Origin of the sequence: Bradyrhizobium sp. 22, from assembly GCF_000482425.1 — a bacterium.
GTDB lineage: Bacteria > Pseudomonadota > Alphaproteobacteria > Rhizobiales > Xanthobacteraceae > Bradyrhizobium > Bradyrhizobium japonicum_B.
On sequence record NZ_KI519399.1, the window covers coordinates 2,406,251 to 2,432,004 of the forward strand.

A 25,754-nucleotide genomic window follows, 5' to 3' on the forward strand; every position below is an offset into this window, starting at 1 on the left:
GTGCTGCCTATCAGCGTCCAGCGGCGTAACCTTGCATGCCGCGCGGATTGGCGGCGGCGCGCCGGCGCGGTCCGACGCGCGAGGCCGCGGTGAGGCGGCCTTCGGACCAGTCGGGGCCGACCTCGACGATGTGCCCGCGCTCGCGCAGGTTCTCGATCGTCGCCTTGGGCACGCGGTTCTCGACCACGAGCACGCCGGGGCGCGCGGTGCGCGGCCAGAACGAGATCGGGAAATGCTCGGAGTGCCAGGCCGGCGCGTCGATCGCCTCCTGGAGATTGAGATTGCAATGGACGTGGCGCAGGAAGAACTGGGTGATCCACTGATCCTGCTGATCGCCGCCGGGCGAGCCCCAGGCGAGGTAAGGCTCGCCGTCGCGCAGCGCCATGCTCGGCGACAGCGTCGTGCGCGGCCGCTTGCCGGGCGCCAGCGAACTCGGCTGGTTCTCTTCCAGATCGAACATCTGGGCGCGGCTGCCGAGGCAGAAACCCAATTCGGGAATGACGGGCGAGGATTGCAGCCAGCCACCGGATGGCGTCGACGACACCATGTTGCCGGCCTTGTCGATGATGTCGAAATGCACGGTGTCGCCGCGCACCTCGCCGAAGCGTCCCACGGTCGGCTCGCCGGTGCCTAAAGCGCCGACAGCCTCGCGCTGGCCCTCGGCGCGGCGCAGCTTGACGACGCCGCCGAAGCCCTCGACCGCGCCGGGCCTAAGATCGAGCGAAGCTTTCTCGGTCACGAGCTTGCGGCGCTCGTCATTATACGCATCCGACAGCAGCGTCCCGATCGGGATCTCGCTGAATTTCGGATCGCCGTAGAACTTCTCGCGGTCGGCAAAGGCGAGCTTGGCGCATTCGATCTGCAGATGGATGAACTCAGGGCCAGTCGGATCGAGCCCGTCCAGCGCAAAACCCTTCAGCAGCGCCAGCTGCTGCAGCGTCACCGGGCCCTGGCTCCAGACGCCGGCCTTGCAGACGGTGTAGCGGCCATAATCGTAGGTGAGTGGCGCCTCGATGGTCGGCTGCCAGCGCGCCATGTCGTCGGCGGAAAGCACGCCGCGATGCGGCGAGCCGCTGACATCCATCACCTCCTGGGTCCGGCAGAACCGGTCGATGGCCTCGGCGACGAAGCCTTGCGACCAGGCTTTGCGCGCCCGCTCGATCTCGGCATCGCGGCCACCGCCACCGCTTTCCGCTTCGTTCAGGATCCGGGCGTAGGTCGCAGCCAGTGTCTTGTTGGTGAACAGCGTGCCGGGCGTCGGGACCTCGCCGTTCGGCAGGTAGACGGCGGCCGAGGTCGGCCAGTGCTTGCGGAACAATTGCTCGACGGTCTGGATCGTGGCGCAGGCGCGCTCCACCAGCGGGTAGCCGTCGCGCGCATAGGAGATCGCCGGCTCCAGCACGTCGCGCACGCGCATCGTGCCGTAGTCGCGCAACAGCATCATCCAGGATTCGAAGGTGCCGGGGACGCAGGCCGCGAGCAGGCCGGTGCCCGGCACCATGTCGAGGCCCTCGCTCCTGTAGTGCGCGATGGTGGCGCGCGCCGGCGCCGGGCCCTGGCCGCAGATCACCTCGGTGCGGCCGCGCTTCACATCGTGCACGATGACGGGCACGTCGCCGCCGGGGCCGTTCAGATGCGGCTCGACCACCTGGAGCGTGAAGGCGGTGGCGACGCCGGCGTCGAAGGCGTTGCCGCCTTTTTCGAGGATGGCCATGCCGATTGCGGTCGCGATCCAGTGCGTGGTGGCGACGACCCCGAACGTGCCCTCGATCTCGGGGCGCGTCGTAAAGGGATCGGGATTGACGTTGCTGGCCATCGGATACCTCATTTGCGGCGCGCGCAATTGATCACAGGGGCAGGCCGCCGCCAAATGCGCAGGCTGCATGGCACGCGCGCGTCACGCCGGGACCGGCGCGGTGTTGACCGCATGGCAGGCGACGCCGCCGATCAGTTCCGGGGCCTCCTTGCGGCAGAGATTGAACGCCAGCGGGCAGCGCGGGTTGAAGGCGCAGCCGGAGGGCGGGTTGATCGGGTTCGGAATCTCGCCTTTCACCGGAATGCGCTGGCGGCCGCTCATGGCAAGGTCGGGCACGGCGCCCAGCAGCATCTTGGTGTAGGGCATGCGCGGATTGGCGAACAGCTCGCGTCCCTCCGCGATCTCGACGATGCGGCCTAGATACATCACGCCGACGCGGCTTGCCATGTGGCGGACCACGGCGAGGTTGTGGCTGATGAACATGTAGGTCAGGCCGAACTTGTCCTGGAGGTCGCGCATCAGGTTGAGGATCTGCGCCTGCACCGAGACGTCGAGCGCGGAAGTCGGCTCGTCGCAGACGATGAACTCGGCATCGGAGGCGAGCGCCCGCGCAATCGCGATGCGCTGACGCTGGCCGCCAGAGAATTCGTGCGGAAACTTCAGCCGGTCGTCGGGATGCAGGCCGACCAGGGTGAGCAGCTCGGCGACGCGGGCCCGGATGTCGCGCTCGCCCTGGATCAGGTCGAAGGCGCGGATCGGCTCGGCGATGATGGCGTCCACGCGGAAGCGCGGGTTCAGGCTGGCATAGGGATCCTGGAAGATCATCTGGATGCGGCGGCGCAGCTTCCGCCGCGCCGGCGCCTGCCGCGGATCGGTCATCGAGACGCCGTCGATCAGGACGTCGCCGGCGCTCGGCGGCAGCAGCCCCACGACCATCCGCGCCACCGTGGTCTTGCCCGAGCCGGACTCGCCGACCAGCGCAAAGGTCTCGCCCTTCCTGATGTCGAAGGTGACGTGATCGACCGCCTTGAGATATTCGAGGTGCCCGCCCTCGAGCACGCGGTTGAGCCAGGGCTTCGAGACGTCGAACACCCGGCGCAGATTTGTGGCCTGAACGAAGGGGGCGCTCATGCCGCGCTCTCCGTCGGCATGTTGTCGTAAAGGTGGCAGGCGACCGATTGCGTGCCGCGCGGCAGCGGCTCCGGCCGCTCGACCCGGCAGCGGTCGAAGGCGAAGGCGCAGCGCGGATTGAACGAACAGCCGCGCGGGATCGCCGAGAGGCGCGGCATCGAACCGGGGATCTGCTGGAGGCGCTTGTCGTCGCCAGCCAGCGTCGGAATCGCGCCCATCAAGCCCTTGGCGTAGGGGTGCAGCGGATTTCTGACGACATCCTGCACCGGTCCGATCTCGGCGACGCGGCCGGCATACATCACCGCGACGCGGTCCGAGGTCTCCGCGATCACGCCCATGTCGTGCGTCACCAGCATCACGGCGGTGCCGTGATCGCGGCCGAGCCGCTTGATCAGCGAGATGATCTGCGCCTGCACGGAGACGTCGAGCGCGGTGGTCGGCTCGTCGGCGATGATCAGCTCGGGCTCGGCGCAGATCGCGAGCGCGATCACGACGCGCTGACGCATGCCGCCGGAGAATTCGTGCGGATAGCCGTCGATGCGCCTGTCCGGCGCGGGGATGCCGACCTCGGCGAGCAGGTCGATGGCGCGGCGGCGGGCGGCGGATTCGGACAGGTCCAAATGGGTCCTGATCGTCTCCACGATCTGGTCGCCGACCCGGTAGAGCGGATTGAGCGAGGTGAGGGGGTCCTGGAAGATCATGCCGATCCGCTTGCCCCGGATGCGGCGCATCTCCTCAGGCGGCAGATGGTCGATGCGCTGGCCGGCGAGACGAATCTCCCCGCCGGCGATGCGGCCGGGGGGATCGATCAGGCCGATCACGGCGAGGCCGGTGACGGATTTGCCGGCGCCGGATTCGCCGACCACGCCCAGCACCTCGCCCTTGGCGATGTCGAAGGAGACGCCGTCGATGGCGCGCAGCGTGCCGCGGCGGGAGGCGAACTCCACCTGGAGGTTGCGCACGGAGAGAATGGGTTCGGTCATGAGCGAGGCGGACTCATCGAAATGTTGCTCATCGGAGTTTCGGATTGAGCGCGTCGCGCAGCCAGTCGCCCAGCAAATTGATCGACAGGATCAGCCCGGCCAGCGCCAGGCCCGGGAAGGCGACGATCCACCATTCGCCGGCGAACAGGTAGTTGTTGCCGATGCGGATCAAGGTGCCGAGCGAAGGCATCGTGTCGGGCAGGCCGACGCCCAGGAAGGACAGCGTCGCTTCGGTGATGATGGCGAGCGCCAGGTTGATGGTGGCGATGACCAGGATCGGACCCATAGTGTTGGGCAGCACGTGGCGCAGCATGATCGTCGGCGCGGGCAGGCCGATCAGTTGCGCGGCAGCCACGTAATCCTTGTTCTTCTCGACCATCACGGAGCCGCGCACCGTTCGGGCATACCCCACCCAGAAGCTCAGGCCGATCGAGATCACCAGCACCACGAGCATGCTGGTGGCATCCAGCCGGTTGCCGAAGATGGATTTGGCGATGCCGTTGACCAGCAGCGCGATCAGAATGGCGGGAAAGGTGAGCTGCACGTCGGCGATCCGCATGATCACGCCGTCGACCGCGCCGCCGAAATAGCCGGCGATCAGGCCGAGCGCGATGCCGAGCGCGCCGGCGAAGATCACGCCGGCGACGCCCACCGCGAGCGAGATGCGCATTCCATAGAGGATGGCGGAGAACACGTCGCGGCCCTGCTCGTCAGTGCCGAGCAGGAACGGGCTCTGGCCGTCGGCGGTCCAGAGCGGCGAGATGCGCGAGTTCATCAACTGGAGTTGCGCCGGATCGAACGGGTTCTGCACCGCGAGGGCGGATGCAAAGATCGCGAGCAGGAAGAACAGCACGGTGATGGCCGCCGCCACCATGGTCAGCTTGGAACGGCGGAACGAATAGAAGATGTCGCTGTCGAGCGCGCGGCTCAGCCAGCTGCGGCCGACATGGGCGGGCGGCGTGCTCTGCTCGTCGGGGTTGGAGGCGGCTGCGTCGGACATGCAGGGCTGCCTTATGTGGCGCGGCCGACGGTCGCGCGGAGGCGCGGATCGACCACGGTGTAGAGGATATCAACCACCAAGTTGATGGTGACGAAGATCAGCGAAACCATCAGCAGGTAGGCGGCCATGATCGGGATGTCGACGTTCTGCACGGCCTGCACGAACAGAAGTCCCATGCCCGGCCATTGGAACACGGTTTCGGTGATGATCGAAAATGCAATAACCGAGCCAAACTGGAGTCCGGCCACCGTGATGACGGGAATCAGCGTATTCTTCAGCGCGTGGCCGAAATGGATGGCGCGGGTGGTCAGCCCCCGGGCACGAGCGAAGCGGATATAGTCGGTTCGCAGCACCTCCAGCATCTCCGCCCGCACCAGCCGCATGATCAAGGTCATCTGGAACAGGCCGAGGGTGATCGAGGGCATGATCAATGCCTTCAATCCCGACAGCGTGAGCAGGCCCGTGCTCCACCAGCCGAGCTTGACCACCTCGCCGCGGCCGAACGAGGGCAACCAGCCCAATGTCACGGCGAACAGGTAGATCAGCAGAATGCCGATCAGGAAAGTCGGCAACGAGATGCCGACAAGCGAAACCGCCTGGAACAGCTTGGCCAGCATGGTGTCGCGCCGGAGCGCCGAATAGACCCCCATCAGAATCCCGAACACCATTGCAAAGACGGTGGCGCAGATCGCAAGTTCCAGCGTGGCGGGCATCCGCTCCATCAACAAAGTCGAGACCGGCTGGCGGAACTGATAGGAGACGCCGAACTTGAACTGCGCGGCATCGGCGAAGTAGCGCACGAACTGCACCGGCACGGGATCGTCGAGGCCGAGCGATTTACGCACGATTTCGCGTTCGGCCGCCGACGTGTCGATCGAGACGATCTGGTTGACGGGATCACCGGCGAAACGGAACATCGAGAAGGCGATGATGCCCACGGCGAACATGACGCCGATGGCCTGAACGGCGCGGCGAAGCGTGAAAGCGAGCATGCCTTCCACTATCCTTGGGTGCGTGCGGCCGACGACTTCGTCAGCCGGAAAAAGGAAAGGTCCCGGCCGCCTGGTGCGCCGGGACCTCGTGTTCGACTGACGCTATTCCTTCTTGGTCGCCCAGTGGAACATGACCAAATTGTCGGCGCGCTGCGGCAGGTTGACCTTTTTCGATACGCCCCAGGCCAGCGCCTGCTGATGCAGCGGAATGTAGGCCCAGTCCTTGATGCTGATGTCGTAGGCCTGCTTGATCAGCTGGTTGCGCTTGGCGGTGTCGGTCTCGACCAGCACCTTGTCGGTAATGGCGTCGAATTCCTTGTTGCAATAGCCGCCGAGATTGGCCTCGCCGCGCGAGGATTTCGCATCGTCGCGGCAGCCCATGATGTCGTACAGCACGTTGTGCGAGTCCATCGTGCTCGGCGTCCAGCCCAAGAGGTAGAACGAGGTCTGGTAGCCGCCTTGCTTGAGCACCTTGGCGAAGTACTGCGCCTTCGGCTGCGCCAAGAGATTGATCTTGACGCCGATGCGGGCGAGCATGCCGACGACGGCCTGGCAGATCGCGGCGTCGTTGACGTAGCGATCGTTCGGGCAATCCATCGTGACCTCGAAGCCGTCGGGATAGCCCGCTTCGGTCAGGAGCTTCTTGGCGCCGTCAGGATCGAATTTCGGCCGCGTGAACTCCTTGGACAGCGCAAACAGTTCCGGCGCGATCATCAGCGCGGACGGCGTCGACAGTCCGCGCATCACGCGCGTCTTGATAAGCTCGATGTCGATCGCCTTGTAGAAGGCTTCGCGAACTCGGGCGTCCTTGAACGGGTTCTTGCCTTTGATGTTTGAGTAGAGCAGCTCATCGCGCGTCTGGTCGAAGCCGATGAAGATGGTGCGCAGCTCCGGCCCCTTCAGCACCTGGGCGTTCGGGCTGGAATCGACGCGGGAGATGTCCTGGATCGGCACCGGCTCGATGACGTCGACTTCGCCGGAGAGCAGTGCGGCGACGCGGGTGGCGTCGGAGGAAATCGGGGTGAAGACGATCTCCTTCAGGTTACCTTCCACCTTGCCCCAGTAATTGGGATTGGCCTTGAACACCGTCTTCACGCCGGGCTGATGGCTTTCGATGATGAAGGGACCGGTGCCGTTCTCGTGCAGCGAGGCGTAGCTGGGCGTGGTCGCCGCCACCGGCGTCGGATCGACGACGTTGTTCGCCTCGGCCCATTTCTTGTCCATGATGTACCAGACATCCCACGAATTGTGCAGGATGGGATTGGGCGAGGGCAGGACGAAGTCGACGGTGTAGTCGTCGACCTTGACGACCTTGACGTCGGGCGCAAGACGGGTCTGCATGTTGGACCCCTTCTTGCGGACGCGATCGGCCGAGAACACGACGTCGTCGGCGGTGAAGGGGTCGCCGTTGTGGAACTTCACGCCCTTGCGCAAATGGAAGCGCCATCGGGTCGGCTCGGGAGTTTCCCAGCTCTCCGCCAGCGCGGGAATGATCTTAAGGTCCTTGTCGCGCGCGGTGAGGCCCTGGTAGACGTGACCGAGATGCGCGTGGGTCGTGCTCTCGTTGAGCGTGTAGGGATCGAGGGACTTCAGGTCACCCTGGTTGGCATAACGGAGCGTTTGGCTCGACGCCGGCGTGACCGCCAACGCAAGCGTACCGGCGAGCGTCGCCGCAAACAGACTTCGACCTAATGACATTCTTGACCCTCTCCACTCTACCATGCCGATGATTTTTGATTGTTCGGCGGGGCTGATTGATCCATGTTGCCCAGAGTTCTCGACCGGTGCAAGCGCCATTCCAGCAAGGAACGCGCCAAGTTGCGCCGCTGTGCAGCAATGCAGACCATGCCGCCCGGCATGGAAGATCGCCTCTTTCGACTTTGGTTGACCATACTGCCCGATTGGGGGACGGGGCACGCGACGCCTGCATCAGGTCGCTTGCGTCGCAGCACAACTCGCGGCGATACTCCGCCAGGCGGCTCGAATCTCATCCGGAGGGGACATGAAAGTAAACATCGAAATCGACTGCACCCCCCTCGAGGCTCGCCAGTTCTTTGGTCTGCCCGACGTAGGGCCGATGCAAACGGCGGTGATGGACAAGCTGCAGCAGCAGGTGCTCAGCAACATCGAGAAGGTCTCGCCGGAATCGCTGATCCAGAGCTGGTTCACGTTCGATCCGAAGATCGCCGAGCGATTTCAGGATATGTTCGTCACGATGGCCGGCCTCGGCGGCACGCGCAGCAGCGACAAGAAAAAATAGTGTCGTCCGGGTACGAGGGGGCGCAGGAGAGAGGCCGGCTTCGTCCGCCGGGTCTCGCCCTGTTGCTCGCAGAAGCCCGTGGCCTGCTCGAGCTCAATGCAAGCCTCTTGCTGTCGCCGCTCCTGATGCGGGCGCCGCGGGGCGATGGCCATCCGGTGCTGGCGCTGCCGGGCTTTCTCGCCAGCGACCTCTCGATGGCGCCGATGCGGCGCTATCTCAGCGAGCTCGGCTACGAGACGCATGCCTGGCGGATGGGCCGCAATCTCGGCGGGCTGGGCCGGATGCGGGACGCGCTGCGCGCCCGACTCGCCGAGATTCATGCCGCGAGCGGGCGCAAGGTCAGCCTGGTCGGGTGGAGTCTCGGCGGCGTCTATGCCCGCGATCTTTCGCTTTGGGCGCCCGACATGGTTCGCTACGTCATCACGCTCGGCAGCCCTTTTGCCAATGACGTGCGGGCGACCAACGCCACGCGGCTCTACGAGGCGCTGTCCGGCGAGCGCGTCGAGGATTTTGCGGAAGCGCGCGAGGCGATCGCCGGCGATCTGCCGGTGCCGACAACCTCGATCTATTCGCGGGCCGACGGTGTGGTTAACTGGCGGACCTGCTTGTTGCGTCCCTCCGACCGTGCCGAAAACATCGAGGTGCACCTGGCGAGCCATCTCGGGCTCGGGGTGAATCCTGCGGCGCTGTGGGCGGTGGCCGACCGTCTGGCTCAACCGGAGGGGGAATTCTCCCCATTTGACCGGGCCGGGCCGTTTGCCATTGCATATGCCCCGCCGGAACAGGCAATATCGGCCTGACGAGAAGCGCCGGCTAAGGCGCCCGTCAAATCGTTGCGGGAGGGAATTATGGCTGACGGTAAGAAGCTGTCGTCGCTGGACGCGTCGTTTCTCTATCTGGAAACACCGGAAATGCCGATGCATGTCGGCAGCATGGCGATCTTCCGCCTGCCCGACGACTACAAGGGCGACTTTTTCGAAGACTTCAAGGCGATGATCGTCTCGCGGCTGCACATCGCGCCGATCCTGAAGGCGCGGCTGGAGAAGGCGCCGCTCGACATCGACCATCCGTCCTGGGTCGAGGACGACCAGTTCGACATCGACCGTCACATCTTCCGCGCCAGCCTGCCGCAGCCGCGCGACCGCGCCACGCTCGAGCGCATCGTCGGCTGGATGCATGCCAAGCTTTTGAATCGCGCCCGCCCGCTCTGGGAGTTCTACGTGTTCGAGGGCATGAAGGACAACGAGGTCGGGCTTTATTCCAAGATGCACCATGCCGCGATCGACGGCGGCGCCGGCGCGGCGCTGACCAACATGATCTACGACATCTCGCCGATCCCGCGGAGGGTCGAGCCGCCGACGGCGGGCAGCAAACCAGGGCAGGAGCCGCGCGACATCGCCGCGAACCTGCTCGATTCCTATCAGCAGCTGTTCAGCCAGCCGCTCGATGCTTCGCAGGCTGCGAAGAACCTTCAGCTGCCGCGCACCGGCAAGAGCGACATCGGTTCGATTCTTTTCGACAATGCGATGTATCAGATCGAGAGCGCGGTGCGCTTTGCCGGCAACATCCCGACCGTGCTCAAGAGCGTGTCCGACGTGCTCGGCAAGGTCGCCGATCCCAAGTCGCGCGAGAGCCTCGCCAGCATGGTGTCGCCCCCGACCATGCTCAACAAGACCATCTCCTCGGAACGAAGCTTTGCCGGCGTGTCGATCCCGCTGTCGCGGGCGAAGGCGCTGGCCAAGCAGGCCGGCGGCAAGCTCAACGACGTCGTGCTGGCGCTGGCGTCTGGCGTCGTCCGCCGCTATCTGCTGCAATATGGCACGCTGCCGGCGAAATCGCTGACGGCGGCGGTGCCGATCTCGCTGCGCGAGGAGGGCAACACCGAGGCCAACAACCAGGTGTTCGGCATGATCTGCTCGATCGCGACCAATGTCGACGATCCCAAGGCGCGGCTGGAGGCCATCATCGCGCAATCGACCAAGTCCAAGGAGATGTCGCATCCCCTGCGCGCGCTGATGCCGCAGGTCTCGAACATCTCGATGCTGGGTGCGCCGATCATGGTGCAGATCCTGGCGCTGCTCTACAGCCGCTCCAATCTGTCGGACGTGCTGCCGCCGGCCGCCAACATCACGGTGTCCAACGTGCCGGGGCCGCGGCAGACGCTCTACGCCGCGGGCGCCGAGCTGCTGCACATCTTCCCGGTATCGATCTCGACGCATGGGCAGGCGCTCAACATCACCGTGCAGAGTTATCGCGACCAACTCGATTTCGGCTTCATCGTCGGCGCCAACATCATTCCGCACGTGCAGGTGATGTGCGACATGCTGCCGGAGGAGTTCGCCGCACTGGAGGCGGCCTACGCGCCGCCGGCGGCCGACATCAAGGGTGCCGCTGAGTAGGAATGTTGCAATGATTGAAATGCCGCCGCTCAAGTTCGCGTCGACGAACGGAATCCGCATGGGCTATTACGAGGCGGGCCCGGCCGACGACAAGCCGCCGGTCGTGCTGTGCCACGGCTGGCCCGAGCTCGCCTTTTCCTGGCGCCACCAGATCAAGGCGCTGAGCGAGGCCGGCATCCGCGTGATCGCCCCGGACCAGCGCGGCTACGGCGCGACCGACCGCCCCGAGCCGGTCGAAGACTACGACATGGAGCATTTGACCGGCGATCTCGTCGGGCTGCTCGATCATCTCGGGATCGACAAGGCGATCTTCGTCGGTCACGACTGGGGCGGCTTCGTGGTCTGGCAGATGCCTTTGCGGCACCCTTCGCGCGTCGCTGGTGTGGTCGGGGTCAACACCCCGCATTGGGACCGCGCGCCGATCGATCCCATCGCGCTGTTCCGCCAGCGCTTCGGCGATCAGATGTATATCGTCCAATTCCAGGACCCCGCACGGGAGCCGGACAAGATCTTCGGCAGCCGGGTCGAGCAGACCTTCGATGCCTTCATGCGCAAGCCGCTACCGCGCCCGGCGGCGAAACCGGACGAGCCGGCGATCGCGGGCGTCGGCGCTTCGTCGAAGACCAATCTCGCTTTCCCGCAGATGATCGCGGCCTACGACGCCAAGGTCGACCCACGCACGCCGATCCTGTCGGCCGACGAGAAGAAAGTGTTCGTCGACACCTTCACGAAGACAGGCTTCACCGGCGGCATCAACTGGTACCGTAACTTCACCCGCAATTGGGAGCGGTCGAAGGGCCTGGACCACCACGTCCACGTGCCGTCGCTGATGATCATGGCGGAGAACGACGCGGTGCTGCCGCCCTCTGCGGCGGACGGCATGGAGAATCTGATCGGTGATCTCGAAAAGTATCTGGTGAAGGACAGCGGCCATTGGACGCAGCAGGAGAAGCCGGAGGAGGTCAGCGCCAAGCTGATCGAATGGCGTAGAAGGCGGTTTGGCTAGCGCTCGTCATTGCAAGCGAAGCGAGGCAATCCACATTCGCGGAAGGCAGTCTGGATTGCTTCGTCGCTTCGCTCCTCGCAATGACGGCGGTGAATATCGAGGCAGGGGAAGCACTTTTAATGTCTACCACGAATCGTCTGGACCCGATCCCGCATCCGCCGACCAAGCCCGTGGTCGGCAACATGCTGTCGCTGGATTCGGCTGCGCCCGTGCAGCACCTGACGCGGCTCGCCAAGGAGCTCGGTCCGATCTTCTGGCTCGATATGATGGGCTCGCCGATCGTGGTCGTCTCCGGCCACGATCTCGTCGACGAACTCTCCGACGAGAAGCGGTTCGACAAGACGGTACGCGGCGCGCTGCGGCGCGTGCGCGCGGTCGGCGGCGACGGCCTGTTCACGGCCGATACCAGGGAGCCGAACTGGAGCAAGGCGCACAACATCCTGCTTCAGCCGTTCGGCAACCGCGCCATGCAGTCCTATCATCCGAGCATGGTCGACATCGCCGAGCAACTCGTCCAGAAATGGGAGCGGCTCAACGCCGACGACGAGATCGACGTCGTTCATGATATGACGGCGCTGACGCTGGACACGATCGGGCTGTGCGGTTTCGACTACCGCTTCAACTCCTTCTACCGGAGCGACTATCATCCCTACGTCGAGTCGCTGGTGCGCTCGCTCGAAACCATCATGATGACGCGCGGCCTGCCGTTCGAGCAGATCTGGATGCAGAAGCGGCGCAAGACCCTCGTCGAAGACGTCGCCTTCATGAACAAGATGGTCGACGAGATCATCGCCGAGCGCCGCAAGAGCGCGGAAGGGATCGACGACAAGAAGGACATGCTGGCTGCGATGATGACCGGCGTCGATCGCGCAACCGGCGAGCAGCTCGACGACGTCAACATCCGCTACCAGATCAACACCTTCCTGATCGCCGGCCACGAGACCACCAGCGGCCTGTTGTCCTACACGCTCTATGCGTTGCTCAAGCACCCCGAGATCCTCAGGAAAGCCTATGACGAGGTCGATCGCGTCTTCGGCCCCGACGTCAATGCGAAGCCGACCTATCAGCAGGTGACGCAGCTCACCTACATCACGCAGATCCTGAAAGAGGCGCTGCGGCTGTGGCCGCCGGCGCCGGCCTACGGCATCTCGCCGCTGAACGACGAGACGATCGGCGGCGGCAAGTACAAGCTTCGGAAGGGCACCTTCACCACGATCCTGGTGACCGCCCTGCATCGCGATCCCTCCGTCTGGGGTCCGAATCCCGATGCCTTCGATCCGGAGAATTTCAGCCGCGAGGCGGAAGCGAAGCGGCCGATCAACGCCTGGAAGCCGTTCGGCAACGGCCAGCGCGCCTGCATCGGCCGCGGCTTTGCCATGCACGAGGCCGCGCTGGCGCTCGGCATGATCCTGCAGCGCTTCAAGCTGATCGACCATCAGCGCTACCAGATGCATCTGAAGGAAACGCTGACGATCAAGCCGGAAGGCTTCAAGATCAAGGTGCGTCCGCGCGCGGATCGCGAGCGCGGTGCCTATGGCGGACCGATTACGGCCGCCGGTTCGGCTCCGAAGGCGCCGCGCCAGCCGACGGCCCGGCCCGGCCACAACACGCCGATGCTGGTGCTCTACGGCTCCAATCTCGGCACCGCCGAGGAGCTGGCGACGCGCATGGCCGACCTTGCGGAGATCAACGGTTTTGCCGTGCATCTCGGCCCGCTCGACGATTACGTCGGCAAGCTGCCGCAGCAGGGCGGCGTGCTGATCATCTGCGCCTCCTACAACGGCGCGCCGCCTGACAACGCGACGCAGTTCGTCAAATGGCTTGGCGGCGATTTGCCGAAGGATGCCTTCGCCGGCGTGCGCTACGCCGTGTTCGGTTGCGGCAACAGCGACTGGGCCGCGACCTATCAATCGGTGCCGCGCCTGATCGACGATCAATTGTCGAAGCATGGCGCGCGTGCGGTCTATCCGCGCGGCGAGGGCGATGCACGCAGCGATCTCGATGGCCAGTTCCAGAAATGGTTCCCGGCCGCGGCCCAGGTCGCGACCAAGGAATTCGGCATCGACTGGAATTTCACCCGCACCGCGGAGGACGATCCACTCTATGCGATCGAGCCGGTCGCGGTCACCGCGGTCAACACCATCGTAGCGCAGGGCGGTGCTGTCGCGATGAAGGTGCTGGTCAATGAGGAACTCCAGAACAAGGCCGGCGCGAATCCTTCCGAGCGCTCGACGCGCCACATCGAGGTGCAGCTGCCGGCCAATGTCAGCTACCGGGTCGGCGATCACCTCAGCGTCGTCCCGCGCAATGATCCGACGCTGGTAGATTCGGTGGCCCGTCGCTTCGGTTTCCTGCCCGCCGACCAGATCAGGCTGCAAGTTGCCGAGGGGCGCCGCGCCCAATTGCCGGTCGGCGAGGCCGTGTCGGTCGGCCGCCTGCTCAGCGAGTTCGTCGAGCTGCAGCAGGTCGCGACCCGCAAGCAGATCCAGATCATGGCGGAGCATACGCGATGTCCCGTCACCAAGCCGAGGCTGCTGGCCTTCGTAGGCGAGGAGAGCGAGCCGCTTGAGCGTTACCGCGCCGAGATTCTCGCCAAGCGCAAATCGGTGTTCGACCTGCTGCTCGAATATCCGGCCTGCGAACTGCCGTTCCACGTCTATCTGGAAATGCTCTCGTTGCTGGCACCGCGCTATTATTCGATCTCGTCCTCGCCGTCGGTCGATCCCGCGCGTTGCAGCATCACGGTCGGCGTGGTCGAAGGGCCGGCCGCCTCAGGTCGCGGGGTCTATAAGGGCATCTGCTCGAACTATCTCGCCAATCGCCGCGTCGGCGACGTGATCTACGCCACCGTGCGCGAGACCAAGGCTGGCTTCCGGCTTCCCGAGGATCCGTCGGTGCCTGTTATCATGATCGGCCCGGGCACGGGCCTCGCGCCGTTCCGCGGCTTCCTGCAGGAGCGCGCCGCGCGCAAGGCGAAGGGCGCCACGCTCGGTCCGGCGATGCTGTTGTTCGGCTGCCGGCATCCCGATCAGGATTTTCTCTACGCGGAAGAACTGAAGGCGCTGGCTGCCAGCGGCATCACCGAGCTGTTCACGGCGTTCTCGCGGAGCGAGGGACCGAAGACCTATGTGCAACACGTGCTGGCCGCGCAGAAGGACAAGGTCTGGCCCCTGATCGAGCAGGGCGCGATCATCTATGTCTGCGGCGACGGCAGCAAGATGGAGCCCGACGTGAAGGCGGCGCTGGTCGCGATCCACCGCGAGAAGAGCGGCAGCGATGCGGCCGCAAGCGCACGGTGGATCGAGGAGATGGGCACGAAGAACCGCTATGTGCTCGACGTCTGGGCGGGTGGGTAGACCTGTAGGGTGGATTAGCGAAGCGTAATCCACCAATTCTGTCCGAGCGGAACGCAAAGAGGTGGGTTACGCTAGCGGACTGCGCTTCGCGCAGCCGCGAGCTAACCCACCCTACGAATGCTGATCATGCTAAAGCTCGCCCATGATTCCCTGGGAAAAGATCGACACTGCAAAAATCCCCGGCTCCGACGAGGAGCTCCGGTTGATGCGGCGTGGCAAGGAGTTCTCCATCAAGCTCGGCACCAACGAGCTGATGAACAACCGCTTGTCCGGCTCGGAAGCCGCGCTCGCAACGCTGGCGGCGAAGCAGATCGAGAAGGTCGCCAAGCCCGTCGTCCTGATCGGTGGCCTCGGCATGGGCTTCACGCTGCGTGCGGCGCTCACCGTGCTCGGGCCCAAGGCGAAGATCGTGGTGTCAGAACTGGTGCCGGCGGTGGTGGCCTGGGCGAGAGGTCCGATGGCGGAGGTCTTCGGCGACAGCCTCGATGATGCCAGGGTGAAGATTCGGGAAATCGACGTCGGCGAAATCATCCGCGCGCAGCGGTCGGCCTTCGACGCCATCCTGCTCGACGTCGACAACGGGCCGGAAGGGCTGACCCGCAAGGGCAATGACGCGCTCTATAGCGCGAGCGGGCTCGCGGCAGCGAAGACGGCGCTGCGCCCGGGCGGCGTGCTCGCGGTCTGGTCGTCGGGACCCAACCCCGCCTTCACCAGGCGTCTCCGCACCGCCGGCTTCGACGTCAACGAAGTCAATATCCGCGCCACCGGGCGAGGCGGTGGCGCGCGCCACGTGATCTGGATCGCGAAGAAGAGCTAGGCCGCCTGCGCCGCCGCGTCATGGGCGTGCTTGTCGATGGCGTCGATGATCTCCGGCCAGAACCGCATCGGCAGCGCGTGGCCCATGCCTTCGATCATCAGCAATTTGGCGTTCGGGATCGACGCCGCCGTATCCTTGCCGCCTTCGGGACGGACCAGCGGATCGACGGTGCCGTGAATGACCAGCGTCGGTATCATCACAGCGTGCAGCCGCTCCTTCCGGCTGCCGGACGCCAGCACGGCGCGAAGCTGGCGGCCAACGCCGGCCGGATTGAGTCCGCGCGCGAACACGCGCTCGGCACGCTCGAGATCGAGCGCTTCCTCCTCCGGAAAATGTCCGGCGCGCAACACTTTCCAGGTCTGGCCGTAGCGGACGATGAACTCCTCCTTGCTGCGCGGCGGCGGCGCCATCAGCATTGCGGCGGCCTCGCGCGAAGGCGGCGGAATGCGCGGATTGCCTGTGGTCGACATGATCGATGTCAGCGAACGCACGCGGTGCGGAAACGACAGCGCCACCTCCTGGGCGATCATGCCGCCCATGGACGCCCCGACCAGATGCGCCGATTTGATGCCGAGCGCATCCATCAGCCCGACCGTGTCCTTCGCCATGTCGATCAGCTTGTAGGTCGCGGCGACGGGAATCCTGAGGAAGCGCAGCTTCAGCAGCTCGAGCGGCGTCAGGCGCTTGCCGCCGGTGAGATGGCTGGACTTGCCGATATCGCGATTGTCGAAGCGGATCACGCGGAAACCCCGCGCGGCAAGCTGCTCGCAGAACGCATCGTCCCAGTGGATCATCTGCGCGCCGAGACCCATGATCAGCAGCAGCGGTTCGGCATTGTCGTTGCCAAAGATCTCGTAGCAGATGTCGATGCCGTTGGCGCGGACGGTCTGGGGCGGCTGATGGGTGGTCACGGGTCCCTCCTGCTGATCGGTGTTGTATCGCACGGTTTGTCGCCACAAAGAAGCGGCGTGCCGAGCAGCGCGTGCGCTTGCCGGTTGACCGGCACCGCGCAACGGTGTGGTATGGCGAGAAAAGAAGGGCATCGCAGCTCTCGTTTTCAGGAGGACGCCGATGACCGACAAGACCAACGACCCCGTTGCCATGTGGCAGAAGATGGTCGGCGAGATGGAGAAGGGGTTCAACTCTTTCGCCAACCAGGCCATGTCGTCGCCGGAATTTTCACAGGCGATGAACCGCGCCGGCGGAGTTGCTGCAGGTGCTCAGAAGCAGCTCGGCGAACTCATGGAGAAGTACCTCGTCTCGATGAACCTGCCGAGCCGGGAGCAGGTCACGGGTCTTGCGGAACGGCTTCAGTCGGTCGAGGCTCAGATCGGCGAGATCAAGACGATGCTGAGCCGGATGGCGGCGAATTCCGGCATCACGCAAGGCTTCGACAACACCCCGCGGCCGCCACGGACGAAGCGCCCGCCTTCCGAGCCCGGAGAGCAGACATGAACGGGCCGGCGGGACTCGATCTCGCGTCCATCCCGGAGCGGATCCAGACCGAGGTGCAGCGCGCCATCCAACGCAGCATCAAGGGCGTTGAATATTTCTCGACCTCGGGCCCTTCGCTCGGCTCGACGCCGAAGGACGTGCTGCATTCGCGCGGCACCATGAACCTTTATCATTATCGGCCGATGTCGGACGAGATCTACCGTGTGCCGGTGCTGATCGTGATGGCGACCACCAATCGCGGCTACATCCTCGACCTCGTCCCCGGGCAGAGCTTCATCGAGTTCCTGCTCAAGCGCGGATACGACGTCTACATGCTCGACTGGAGCGCGCCGCGGCCGGAGGAGAAGAGCCTGCGGATGGAGGACTATGTCCTCGACTTCATTCCGGATTGCGTCCGCCGCGTGCAGGCCGATTCCGGCGAGCAGGACGTCTCCGTCATCGGCTATTGCTTCGGCGGCGTGCTGTCGCTGCTGTACGGCTCGATCCACAAGGACGGGCCGATGAAGAACCTGATCTGCTTCACCACGCCGATCGACTTCCGCGAGATGAAGCTGTTCTCGAACTTTTCCGACTGCCGTTATTTCGACGTCGACCGTCTCGTCGACAGCGTCGGCAACGTGCCGCCGGAGATGATCCTGTCTTCGTTCGAGATGCTGCGCCCGGCCTCACGCACGGTGAGCCAGATCCAGCTCTGGGAGAACATCTGGAACGACGAGTTCGTCAAATCCTACCGCATGTTCGATCGCTGGGCGACCGACACGCTGCCGCTGGCCGGCGAATATTTCCGCACCATCACCAAGGACCTGATGTGGGACAACAAGCTGTTCAACGACACCATGTCGGTCGGCGGTCGCACGGCGAAGCTCGAGAACATCAAGGTGCCGATCCTCCATGCCGTCGCCGAGCACGACCACATCGTGCCGTATGAGGCCGCCAAGCACCTGATCGCGAAGATCGGATCTGCGGACAAGGAAGAGGTGATCCTGAAAGGCGGCCACGTCTCGCTGGTCGCGGGCGCCAACGCCGTGAAGCGGCTATGGCCGAAACTGGATTCCTGGCTGGGAAAGAGATCGACATGAGCAAGCAGCGTTCCTATCCGCGTCACGTCAAGACGGACGCCGGCGATATCGAGATTCGTCTGATGGCGCCTGCGGACGAGGCCGCGGTGCTCGCCTTCGGCAAGGGTCTGCCGACCCACGATTTGCTGTTCCTGCCGCGCAATATCAGCGAGCCGAAGGTACTGTCGGCCTGGGTCAAGGAGATCGAGCGGGGTGCGATCACGAGCCTGCTCGCGGTCAAGGACGGCAAGGTCGTCGGCTGCGGCACGCTGGTGCGCGATCCCCATTCGTGGTCGTCCCATGTCGGCGAGATCCGGATGGTGGTCTCGCTCGATGTGCGCGGGAAGGGGGTGGGGCGGGCGCTGTCGCAGGAGACCTTTGCCCTCGCGCTCGGGGCGGGCCTGGAAAAGCTCTCGGTTCAGATGACGGTCGACCAGCAGGCGGCAATCGCCGTGTTCGAAAGCCTTGGCTTCAAGGCGGAAGCGCTGCTGCGGGACCACGTCCGGGACGTCGACGGCAAGACCCATGACATCGTCGTGCTCGGTCACAACATCGCGCAGGTCCAGGCCCAGATGGAGGCCTACGGGCTCCCGGGCGCAGTGCAGCACTAGGGACCGCCAAAAAACGCGGTGGCGCTGTGAGGCCAAGGAGGCATCATGATGCCTCCTGTTCAAGCTAATCACGAGTTCGTGATATCGCAGTGCAATATCTATATTGCATCGCACAATTAACTATGCCATATAAGTGGTGCCCCGGGCCAACGCGGACGGGGTGAGCCCATAGCTCAGACCAATGAGGATGGAGAGAACCCCCCATGACCACTGAAACCAACAGCGCTTTCGAGGGCTTGAAGGACGCTTTCAAGAACATCCAGAATCTGGAAGTTCCCGAGGCCGCCCGCGAGTTCGTCAAGAAGACTGCCAACACTGCCAAGGACCGTGCTGCCGAGGCGTTCGCAGGCTCCGAGCGCGTGACCGCCGCCGTCGAGAACGCGGTGACCGAATCCGTCACGGAAGCCGGCAAGATCAGCCGCAACATCCAGCAGGCGATCTACGAGGACGCCGAGGCGTTCCTCTCGAGCATCGACAAGCTCGCCTCCGCCAAGTCGTTCAGCGAGGCCATCGAGATCCAGTCGGGCCTGCTCCGCTCGCGCGGCGAAGTGTTCGTCTCGCGTGCCAAGGCGACCGCCGACTATTTCGGCAAGCTCGCTGCCAACGGTGCGAAGTCCGCTCAGGACAATTTTGCCAAGGTCTACAACAAGACCGCCTGATCTGGCGCCCTGAGCAGAAACTGAATTTGAGGCCCGCTTCGGCGGGCCTTTTGTTCTTGCGCAGCAGCCGCCATCGTCTCCGCCGTCATTGCGAGGAGCCCCGGCGACGAAGCAATCTAGAGTCGTTCCGCGGAAAGATTCTGGATTGCTTCGCTTCGCTCGCAATGACGAGTATTGTGACGCAGTGATGACTCCACCCGCCACCTTCACCTTCGACACCCCTGGCGATGCCGAACGCGCGGCCGAGCTGCGCCGCGTCAAGGCGCTGGCGACGCTGGTGCTGGCCTCGACGCTTGCGCTTTTCATCGTGGCAAAATGGCTCCTGCCGGTGCACCCATTGTTCGGCTTCATCGCCGCCTTCGCGGAAGCCGCGACCATCGGCGGCCTCGCCGACTGGTATGCCGTGGTTGCGCTGTTCAAGCGGCCGCTCGGCCTGCCGATCCCGCATACCGCGATCATCCAGAGCAACCAGGCCCGCATCGCCGACAAGCTCGGCGAGTTCATCCAGGTGCATTTCCTCGAGGCCGGTCCCGTCGAGGCCAAGCTGAAGGAGATCGATTTCGGCTCCTTCATTGCCGACTGGCTGCGCGACCGTAAGCGCAGCGATGATCTGGCTCGCTTCGCGCTCCGCCTGTTGCCCGAAGCCTTCTCGGCGACGGAGACCTCCGGCTTGATGACCTTCATCATCCGCCGCATGTCATCGCAGCTCCAGGCGATCGACCTTGCGCCGCTTGCCGCCGGCACGCTGCGCGGCTTCGTGGCGGAAGGACGCCATCAGATCCTGTTCGACGATCTCCTGCGGGTGATGCACGAGACGCTGAATCAGAAAGAGACGATGGCGATGATCCGCGAGAAGGTGCGCGCGGAATTGCCGACCCTGCTCAGGCTCTATCGTGCCGACAAGTTTCTGGTGAACAAGATCGTGGCGTCCGCCACCGCGTTCTTCAACGAGGTGCGCAGCGATGCCACGCATCCGTTCCGCGGCGAGTTCGATCGCATGGTGCTGAGCTTCGTCGACCGGCTAGGCACCGATCAGGCCTATATCGACCGCATCGCCGGATTGAAGCGTGACCTGCTGGCGCGGCCCGAGCTCGCCGATCTTGCCCGCACGGTCTGGGCCAACACGCGCTCGTTCATCGAGCGCAGCGCGAGCGGCGAAACGCAAGTGCTGCAGCATCATCTCGCCGGCATGTTCGTCGCGGCAGGCGATGCGCTTGCCGGCGACGCCGAGCTGCGCGGCGAGATCAACAAGGGGCTGGTGACGGTGTTGCGCAGCTTCATTGCCGATCAGAAGAGCGGCGTGTCGATCTTCATCTCCGATCAGGTCAAGGCGTGGGATATGGCGCAGCTGATTTCGCTGATCGAAATCAATATCGGGCGCGACCTGCAATACATCCGCTTCAACGGCTCGCTAATCGGCGGCCTCGCCGGCCTGGCGCTCTACTCCGTAGAATTCCTGCTCAGATGGCTGTGACTTTTGCGTCACGACCTCCGCCATTAGCACACAGGCCTATTGTCGCCTCGGCTCGCCCCAGCTTGAATGCCGGGAACCGGCTGCGCAGCTGATTCATGCTGCAGTGCGGAACGATCAAGAAGCCGGAGCGTTGGAATTCAGATGCTTTGCCGGCCTTGTCCCGGCGTCCTTTATCCAGTTCTTCCCAGGGGAAACATTGATGACCGCTACTGCCCAGACGCTGCGTCCGCCGTCCCGCACCCTGATGTTTCTGGAGGGACGCGCGATCCACGAGTTCGGCGCATTCCTCGGCGCACTTCCGCTGCTGAGCCTCGCGCCGCGCGGCGATGGGCATCCCGTGCTGGTGCTGCCGGGCCTCGTGGCTTCGGACGCGTCCACACGTGCGCTGCGTTCGTTTCTGACCAGCAAGGGCTACGCGGTGAGCGGCTGGCGTCAGGGCCGCAATTATGGCCTGCGCGACGGCGTCCAGGATGCGATGGTCGATTTGGTCGACGAGCTCAGCGACAGGCATGGTCGCACGATCAGCCTGGTCGGCTGGAGTCTCGGCGGCCTCTATGCGCGCCAGCTCGCCAAGATGAGGCCGGAGCGCGTGCGTCAGGTCATCACGCTCGGAAGTCCTTTCGCCGGCACCCCCCATTCGACCAATGCCTGGCGCGTCTATGAATGGGCCAGCGGACGGAAGGCCGACGAGGTCGATCCGCAGTTCGGCGGCGACCTTGCCGTACCGCCACCGGTGCCGACCACCGCCATCTTCAGCCGCACCGACGGCGTCTGCGCCTGGCAGGGCTGCATGGAGAAAGCGGGAGCGCAGACCGAGAGCATCGAGGTCGAGAGCAGTCATTGCGGCATGGGCCATCATCCGGCCGTCGTCTATGCCGTGGCCGATCGCCTCGCGCAAAAGGAAGGCCAGTGGCGGCCGTTCGACCGCAGCGGCTGGCGCAGCCTGGCGTATCCCGATCCGCACAGGTGACGCTTCGCCGCTCCCCGCCTGCGGGAGAGGCCGACACGCGTCGAGCGATGCGAAGCATCGTCCGGACGTGGCAGGTGAGGAGACTCTCCGCGAGTCCATCGACCAGTGAGCTTGCGGTTGCAGCCCTCGCCCCGAGACCAAGAGCGTCGCCCCGTCCATTGTCGCGCCGCCACCAAACGCGCTATGCCTCGCGCATGGCGCATCCGCTCTCTCGCATCATCGACCAGCTCAAGCGCGAACCGTCGCGCACCGGCTCCATCGTCATCACCGTGTTCGGCGATGCCATCGTGCCGCGCGGCGGCGTGGTGTGGCTCGGCACGCTGCTCGAATTTTTCGAAGGTCTGGACATCGAGAGCGGCGTCGTCCGCACCGCGATGTCGCGCCTTGCAGCCGATGGCTGGCTCACCCGGGAGAAGGTCGGTCGCAATAGTTTCTATCGGCTTGCCGATAAGGGACGCCAGACATTCGAGGCTGCCACGCGCCACATCTACGATCCGCCGCCGTCGGACTGGACCGGGCGCTTCGAGCTGCTGCTGATCGGCAACGGCGAGGATCGTGACATCTCGCGCGAGGCGCTTCGCAACGCCGGCTTCGGCAGTCCTTTGCCGGGGGTGTGGGTCGCGCCGTCGGGCTTGCCCGTGCCGGAAGAAGCTGCGGGCGCCATCCGTCTCGAAGTCTCGGCGGAGGATGACAACGGGCGCCGCCTCCTCAGCGCGAGCTGGCCGCTGCAGCGCACCGCGGACGCCTATCTGAAATTCATGAAGACGTTCGAGCCGCTGCGCGCCGCAATCGCGCGTGGCACGGAGCTGTCCGAGGCCGACGCCTTCACCGCGCGCATCCTGCTGATCCACTATTATCGCCGTGTCGTGCTGCGCGATCCGCTGCTGCCCGAAAGCCTGTTGCCGGCGGACTGGCCGGGCAGGGCGGCGCGAGAGCTTTGCGGCGAAATCTATCGCGCGCTGCTCCCGCCGTCCGAGCAATGGCTCGATGGTCATGGAACCAATGAAAAGGGGCCATTGCCGCCGGCGCGGAAACTCCTGGAACGGAGGTTCGAGGCCTGAGTTTTATGTTACAGAAATATCTTGCATGAGATAATTCTTGTTATATATTGCCTCCCAATCAATCGGGAGGATGCGCATGTATACCCAGGCGCTGAACACGGCCGAGGCCGACGACCGCGGTCTTGAGGACGCGGCCAAGGCTGCGCAATTCCAGGCCCGCATCGACGCCGAGGAGCGCATCGAGCCGAACGACTGGATGCCGGCGGCCTACCGCAAGACGCTCACCCGCCAGATCTCCCAGCACGCCCATTCCGAAGTCGTCGGCATGCTGCCGGAAGGCAATTGGATCACGCGCGCGCCGACGCTGCGCCGCAAGGCCGCGCTGCTCGCCAAGGTGCAAGACGAGTGCGGCCACGGCCTTTATCTCTACGCCGCTGCCGAGACGCTTGGCGCCTCGCGCGAAGAGCTGGTCGACGCGATGCTCGCCGGCAAAGCCAAATACTCCTCGATCTTCAATTATCCGACGCTGACCTGGGCCGATATCGGGACCATCGGCTGGCTGGTCGACGGCGCCGCGATCATGAACCAGATTCCGCTGTGCCGCTGCTCCTATGGCCCCTATGCGCGCGCGATGATCAGGGTCTGCAAGGAGGAGTCCTTCCACCAGCGCCAGGGCTACGAGATCATGCTGACGCTGTGCCGGGGCTCGGACGAGCAGAAGGCGATGGCGCAGGACGCGCTGAATAGATGGTGGTGGCCGGTGCTGATGATGTTCGGCCCGCCCGATGCGGCCAGCCAGCACAGCGACACCTCGACGAAGTGGAAGATCAAACGCTTCTCCAACGACGAGCTGCGCCAGAAATTCGTCGATGCCACCGTGCCGCAGGCGCAATATCTCGGCCTCACCATTCCCGATCCCGGCATGACGCAGGATGCCGACGGACACTGGCGCTACAGCGACATCGACTGGGCCGAATTCAAGCAGGTGCTCGCCGGCAACGGCCCGTGCAATCGCGACCGTATGGCCGCGCGCCGCAAGGCCCATGCGGAGGGCGCCTGGGTTCGAGAGGCGGCCGCAGCCTATGCGGCGAAGCGCGCGCAACGCCAGACCGCGCAAGCCGCGGAATAGGGAGCTCAATATGACCACGCCGAACACGCCGCTGTGGGAAGTCTTCATTCGCAGCCGTAACGGGCTCGCGCACAAGCATGTGGGATCGTTGCATGCGAGCGATGCCACCATGGCCCTGCAAGCCGCCCGCGACATCTATACCCGCCGCGGCGAAGGCCTGTCGATCTGGGTCGTACCGTCCAGCGCGATCACCGCGAGCGATCCCGCCGAGAAGGGCATGATGTTCGAGCCGGCGGAATCGAAGATCTATCGCCACCCCACATTCTACGAGGTGCCCGAGGAAGTGGGGCATATGTGATGCCCGTCGCCAACATTGAAGTTTCCGAAACGCCGCTGGTGCTCTACACGCTGCGCCGCGCCGACGATGCACTGATCCTCGGCCACCGGCTGTCGGAATGGTGCGGGCATGCGCCGATGCTGGAAGAGGACATGGCGCTGTCCAACATCGCGCTCGATCTGATCGGCCAGGCGCGCGAGCTCTACAGCTACGCTGCCAAGGCCGAAGGCAAGGACAACGACGAGGACAAGCTCGCTTACTTGCGTGACGTCAGGCAGTATCGCAATTTGCTGCTGGTCGAGCAGCCCAACGGCGATTTTGCCCAGACTTTGGTGCGACAGTTGTTCTATTCCGCGTTCGCCGACCTCTACTGGCGCGCGATGATGACCTCGCGCGATACGACGCTGGCGGCGATTGCCGCCAAGTCGGAGAAGGAGAGCGCCTACCACCTGCGCCACGCTTCGGAGTGGCTCATCCGGCTCGGCGACGGCACCGATGAAAGCCACGCCCGCGCGCAGGCCGCGATCGATCATCTCTGGGCCTTCACCGGCGAGATGTTTGAGGTGGACGAAGGCGAGCGCGCCCTGATCCAGGCCGGTATCGCCATCGATCCCGGGCTGTTGCGCGATCGCTGGCTGCAGACGATCTCCGATGTCGTCAGCGAAGCCACGCTTGCCTTACCGCAGAATGACTGGATGCAGCAGGGCGGCCGTACCGGCCGGCACAGCGAGCATCTCGGCCATCTCCTGGCCGAGCTGCAATCGATGCAGCGCACCTTTCCGGGGCTGACATGGTGAGCGTGTTGGAGCGCGATAGCGAGCTGCACCGGCGCGCCTGGGACGCGGCGGCGAGCGTGGTCGACCCGGAAATTCCGGTCTTGACCATCGCCGATCTCGGCGTGCTCCGTGAGGTCGTTCTCGACGGCGACCAGGTCGAGGTCGAAATTACCCCGACTTACTCGGGTTGTCCGGCGATGAACATGATCGCGCTGGAAATCGAGCTGGCGCTGGAGCGCGCCGGTTTCCGTCATCCTAAGGTGCGAACCGTGCTGTCGCCGGCGTGGACCACCGATTGGATGAGCGAGGACGGGCGCCAGAAGCTGCGAGCCTACGGCATCGCGCCGCCGCAAGCGTCGAGCTCGCGCCGCGCGCTGTTCGGCGCGCAGGCCGTGGCCTGCCCGCAATGCGGCTCTGAGGACACCGAGCTGCTCTCCGAATTCGGCTCGACCTCTTGCAAGGCGCTGTGGCGCTGCAAGGCCTGCCGCGAACCCTTCGATTACTTCAAGTGTCATTGAGGCACACAAATGCCAACCCCATCGTCATTGCGAGGAGCTCTTGCGACGAAGCAATCCAGGCTGCTTCCGCGGAAGGATTCTGGATTGCTTCGCTTCGCTCGCAATGACGGCAGTGAGACCAATGTA

24 protein-coding genes are annotated in these 25,754 nt (G+C 64.6%); 17 read left to right on the forward strand and 7 right to left on the reverse strand.

The genetic code is table 11. The features are described from left to right. Window positions 1–10 precede the first annotated feature (10 nt). The 6 genes from K410_RS0112690 to K410_RS0112715 form a co-directional block, all read right to left on the reverse strand. Window positions 11–1,816 carry a gamma-glutamyltransferase family protein gene (locus K410_RS0112690; protein WP_028135207.1) on the reverse strand — a complete coding sequence of 602 codons (1,806 nt, stop codon included), beginning with the start codon at window positions 1,814–1,816 and terminating at the stop codon, window positions 11–13. A gap of 81 nt (window positions 1,817–1,897) precedes the next feature. After that, window positions 1,898–2,887, reverse strand: coding sequence for an ABC transporter ATP-binding protein (locus K410_RS0112695; RefSeq protein ID WP_028135208.1), 990 nt, complete (start codon window positions 2,885–2,887; stop codon window positions 1,898–1,900). Next, window positions 2,884–3,870 (reverse strand): ABC transporter ATP-binding protein, encoded by a 987-nt coding sequence (locus K410_RS0112700; RefSeq protein ID WP_028135209.1) that lies wholly within the window; start codon window positions 3,868–3,870, stop codon window positions 2,884–2,886. The genes K410_RS0112695 and K410_RS0112700 overlap by 4 nt, the downstream gene beginning before the upstream one ends. A gap of 28 nt (window positions 3,871–3,898) precedes the next feature. Then, the gene (locus tag K410_RS0112705; protein WP_028135210.1) at window positions 3,899–4,870 is read right to left on the reverse strand and encodes an ABC transporter permease; all 972 of its coding nucleotides are present in this window, start codon (window positions 4,868–4,870) and stop codon (window positions 3,899–3,901) included. A gap of 11 nt (window positions 4,871–4,881) precedes the next feature. After that, a complete protein-coding gene (locus tag K410_RS0112710) occupies window positions 4,882–5,862 on the reverse strand; it encodes an ABC transporter permease (protein ID WP_028135211.1) in 981 nt (326 codons plus the stop codon). A 102-nt stretch (window positions 5,863–5,964) separates the two neighbouring features. Further along, window positions 5,965–7,560: an ABC transporter substrate-binding protein gene (locus K410_RS0112715; RefSeq protein ID WP_028135212.1), complete on the reverse strand. Its 1,596-nt coding sequence runs from the start codon at window positions 7,558–7,560 to the stop codon at window positions 5,965–5,967. Window positions 7,561–7,864: 304 nt separating this feature from the next. Here K410_RS0112715 and K410_RS0112720 point away from each other — a divergent pair, with 304 nt between their 5' ends. From K410_RS0112720 to K410_RS0112745, 6 genes are all read left to right on the forward strand, one after another. Further along, window positions 7,865–8,122 (forward strand): DUF6489 family protein, encoded by a 258-nt coding sequence (locus K410_RS0112720; protein WP_028135213.1) that lies wholly within the window; start codon window positions 7,865–7,867, stop codon window positions 8,120–8,122. Then, entirely contained in the window at window positions 8,122–8,922 is an 801-nt protein-coding gene (locus K410_RS0112725) for an esterase/lipase family protein (RefSeq protein ID WP_028135214.1), read from the forward strand. Before K410_RS0112720 ends, K410_RS0112725 begins: the two co-directional genes overlap by 1 nt. Before the next feature lie 48 nt (window positions 8,923–8,970). After that, window positions 8,971–10,521, forward strand: coding sequence for a WS/DGAT/MGAT family O-acyltransferase (locus K410_RS0112730; RefSeq protein WP_028135215.1), 1,551 nt, complete (start codon window positions 8,971–8,973; stop codon window positions 10,519–10,521). A gap of 10 nt (window positions 10,522–10,531) precedes the next feature. Next, window positions 10,532–11,527 (forward strand): alpha/beta fold hydrolase, encoded by a 996-nt coding sequence (locus K410_RS0112735; RefSeq protein ID WP_028135216.1) that lies wholly within the window; start codon window positions 10,532–10,534, stop codon window positions 11,525–11,527. 119 nt (window positions 11,528–11,646) lie between these two features. After that, window positions 11,647–14,883, forward strand: a complete 3,237-nt coding sequence (locus K410_RS0112740) for a bifunctional cytochrome P450/NADPH--P450 reductase (protein WP_028135217.1) — start codon at window positions 11,647–11,649, stop codon at window positions 14,881–14,883. A gap of 142 nt (window positions 14,884–15,025) precedes the next feature. Further along, the gene (locus tag K410_RS0112745; RefSeq protein WP_028135218.1) at window positions 15,026–15,700 is read left to right on the forward strand and encodes a spermidine synthase; all 675 of its coding nucleotides are present in this window, start codon (window positions 15,026–15,028) and stop codon (window positions 15,698–15,700) included. On the opposite strand, the gene K410_RS0112750 is transcribed toward K410_RS0112745, so the two are convergent. Beyond that, window positions 15,697–16,611: an alpha/beta fold hydrolase gene (locus K410_RS0112750; protein ID WP_028135219.1), complete on the reverse strand. Its 915-nt coding sequence runs from the start codon at window positions 16,609–16,611 to the stop codon at window positions 15,697–15,699. The two genes, K410_RS0112745 and K410_RS0112750, sit on opposite strands and share 4 nt — an antisense overlap. Before the next feature lie 160 nt (window positions 16,612–16,771). Between K410_RS0112750 and K410_RS0112755 the strand changes: the two genes are divergently transcribed. From K410_RS0112755 to paaD, 11 genes are all read left to right on the forward strand, one after another. After that, entirely contained in the window at window positions 16,772–17,155 is a 384-nt protein-coding gene (locus K410_RS0112755) for a hypothetical protein (RefSeq protein ID WP_028135220.1), read from the forward strand. Beyond that, entirely contained in the window at window positions 17,152–18,234 is a 1,083-nt protein-coding gene (locus tag K410_RS0112760; RefSeq protein ID WP_028135221.1) for a PHA/PHB synthase family protein, read from the forward strand. The genes K410_RS0112755 and K410_RS0112760 overlap by 4 nt, the downstream gene beginning before the upstream one ends. After that, window positions 18,231–18,824, forward strand: coding sequence for a GNAT family N-acetyltransferase (locus K410_RS0112765; RefSeq protein WP_028135222.1), 594 nt, complete (start codon window positions 18,231–18,233; stop codon window positions 18,822–18,824). The genes K410_RS0112760 and K410_RS0112765 overlap by 4 nt, the downstream gene beginning before the upstream one ends. Before the next feature lie 203 nt (window positions 18,825–19,027). Continuing rightward, entirely contained in the window at window positions 19,028–19,483 is a 456-nt protein-coding gene (locus K410_RS0112770; protein WP_028135223.1) for a phasin, read from the forward strand. 187 nt (window positions 19,484–19,670) lie between these two features. Further along, window positions 19,671–20,957: a DUF445 domain-containing protein gene (locus tag K410_RS0112775; protein ID WP_028135224.1), complete on the forward strand. Its 1,287-nt coding sequence runs from the start codon at window positions 19,671–19,673 to the stop codon at window positions 20,955–20,957. A gap of 199 nt (window positions 20,958–21,156) precedes the next feature. Continuing rightward, window positions 21,157–21,927: a lipase family alpha/beta hydrolase gene (locus K410_RS0112780; protein ID WP_028135225.1), complete on the forward strand. Its 771-nt coding sequence runs from the start codon at window positions 21,157–21,159 to the stop codon at window positions 21,925–21,927. Window positions 21,928–22,121: 194 nt separating this feature from the next. After that, window positions 22,122–22,988: a phenylacetic acid degradation operon negative regulatory protein PaaX gene (gene paaX, locus K410_RS0112785; RefSeq protein WP_028135226.1), complete on the forward strand. Its 867-nt coding sequence runs from the start codon at window positions 22,122–22,124 to the stop codon at window positions 22,986–22,988. 76 nt (window positions 22,989–23,064) lie between these two features. Beyond that, entirely contained in the window at window positions 23,065–24,057 is a 993-nt protein-coding gene (gene paaA, locus K410_RS0112790) for a 1,2-phenylacetyl-CoA epoxidase subunit PaaA (protein ID WP_028135227.1), read from the forward strand. Between the two features lie 10 nt (window positions 24,058–24,067). Then, window positions 24,068–24,355, forward strand: coding sequence for a 1,2-phenylacetyl-CoA epoxidase subunit PaaB (paaB, locus tag K410_RS0112795; RefSeq protein WP_028135228.1), 288 nt, complete (start codon window positions 24,068–24,070; stop codon window positions 24,353–24,355). Continuing rightward, window positions 24,355–25,131 carry a 1,2-phenylacetyl-CoA epoxidase subunit PaaC gene (gene paaC, locus K410_RS0112800; RefSeq protein ID WP_028135229.1) on the forward strand — a complete coding sequence of 259 codons (777 nt, stop codon included), beginning with the start codon at window positions 24,355–24,357 and terminating at the stop codon, window positions 25,129–25,131. Before paaB ends, paaC begins: the two co-directional genes overlap by 1 nt. Continuing rightward, complete coding sequence (gene paaD, locus K410_RS0112805; protein ID WP_028135230.1) at window positions 25,125–25,628, forward strand: 1,2-phenylacetyl-CoA epoxidase subunit PaaD; 504 nt, start codon at window positions 25,125–25,127, stop codon at window positions 25,626–25,628. Before paaC ends, paaD begins: the two co-directional genes overlap by 7 nt. Window positions 25,629–25,754: the final 126 nt, after the last annotated feature.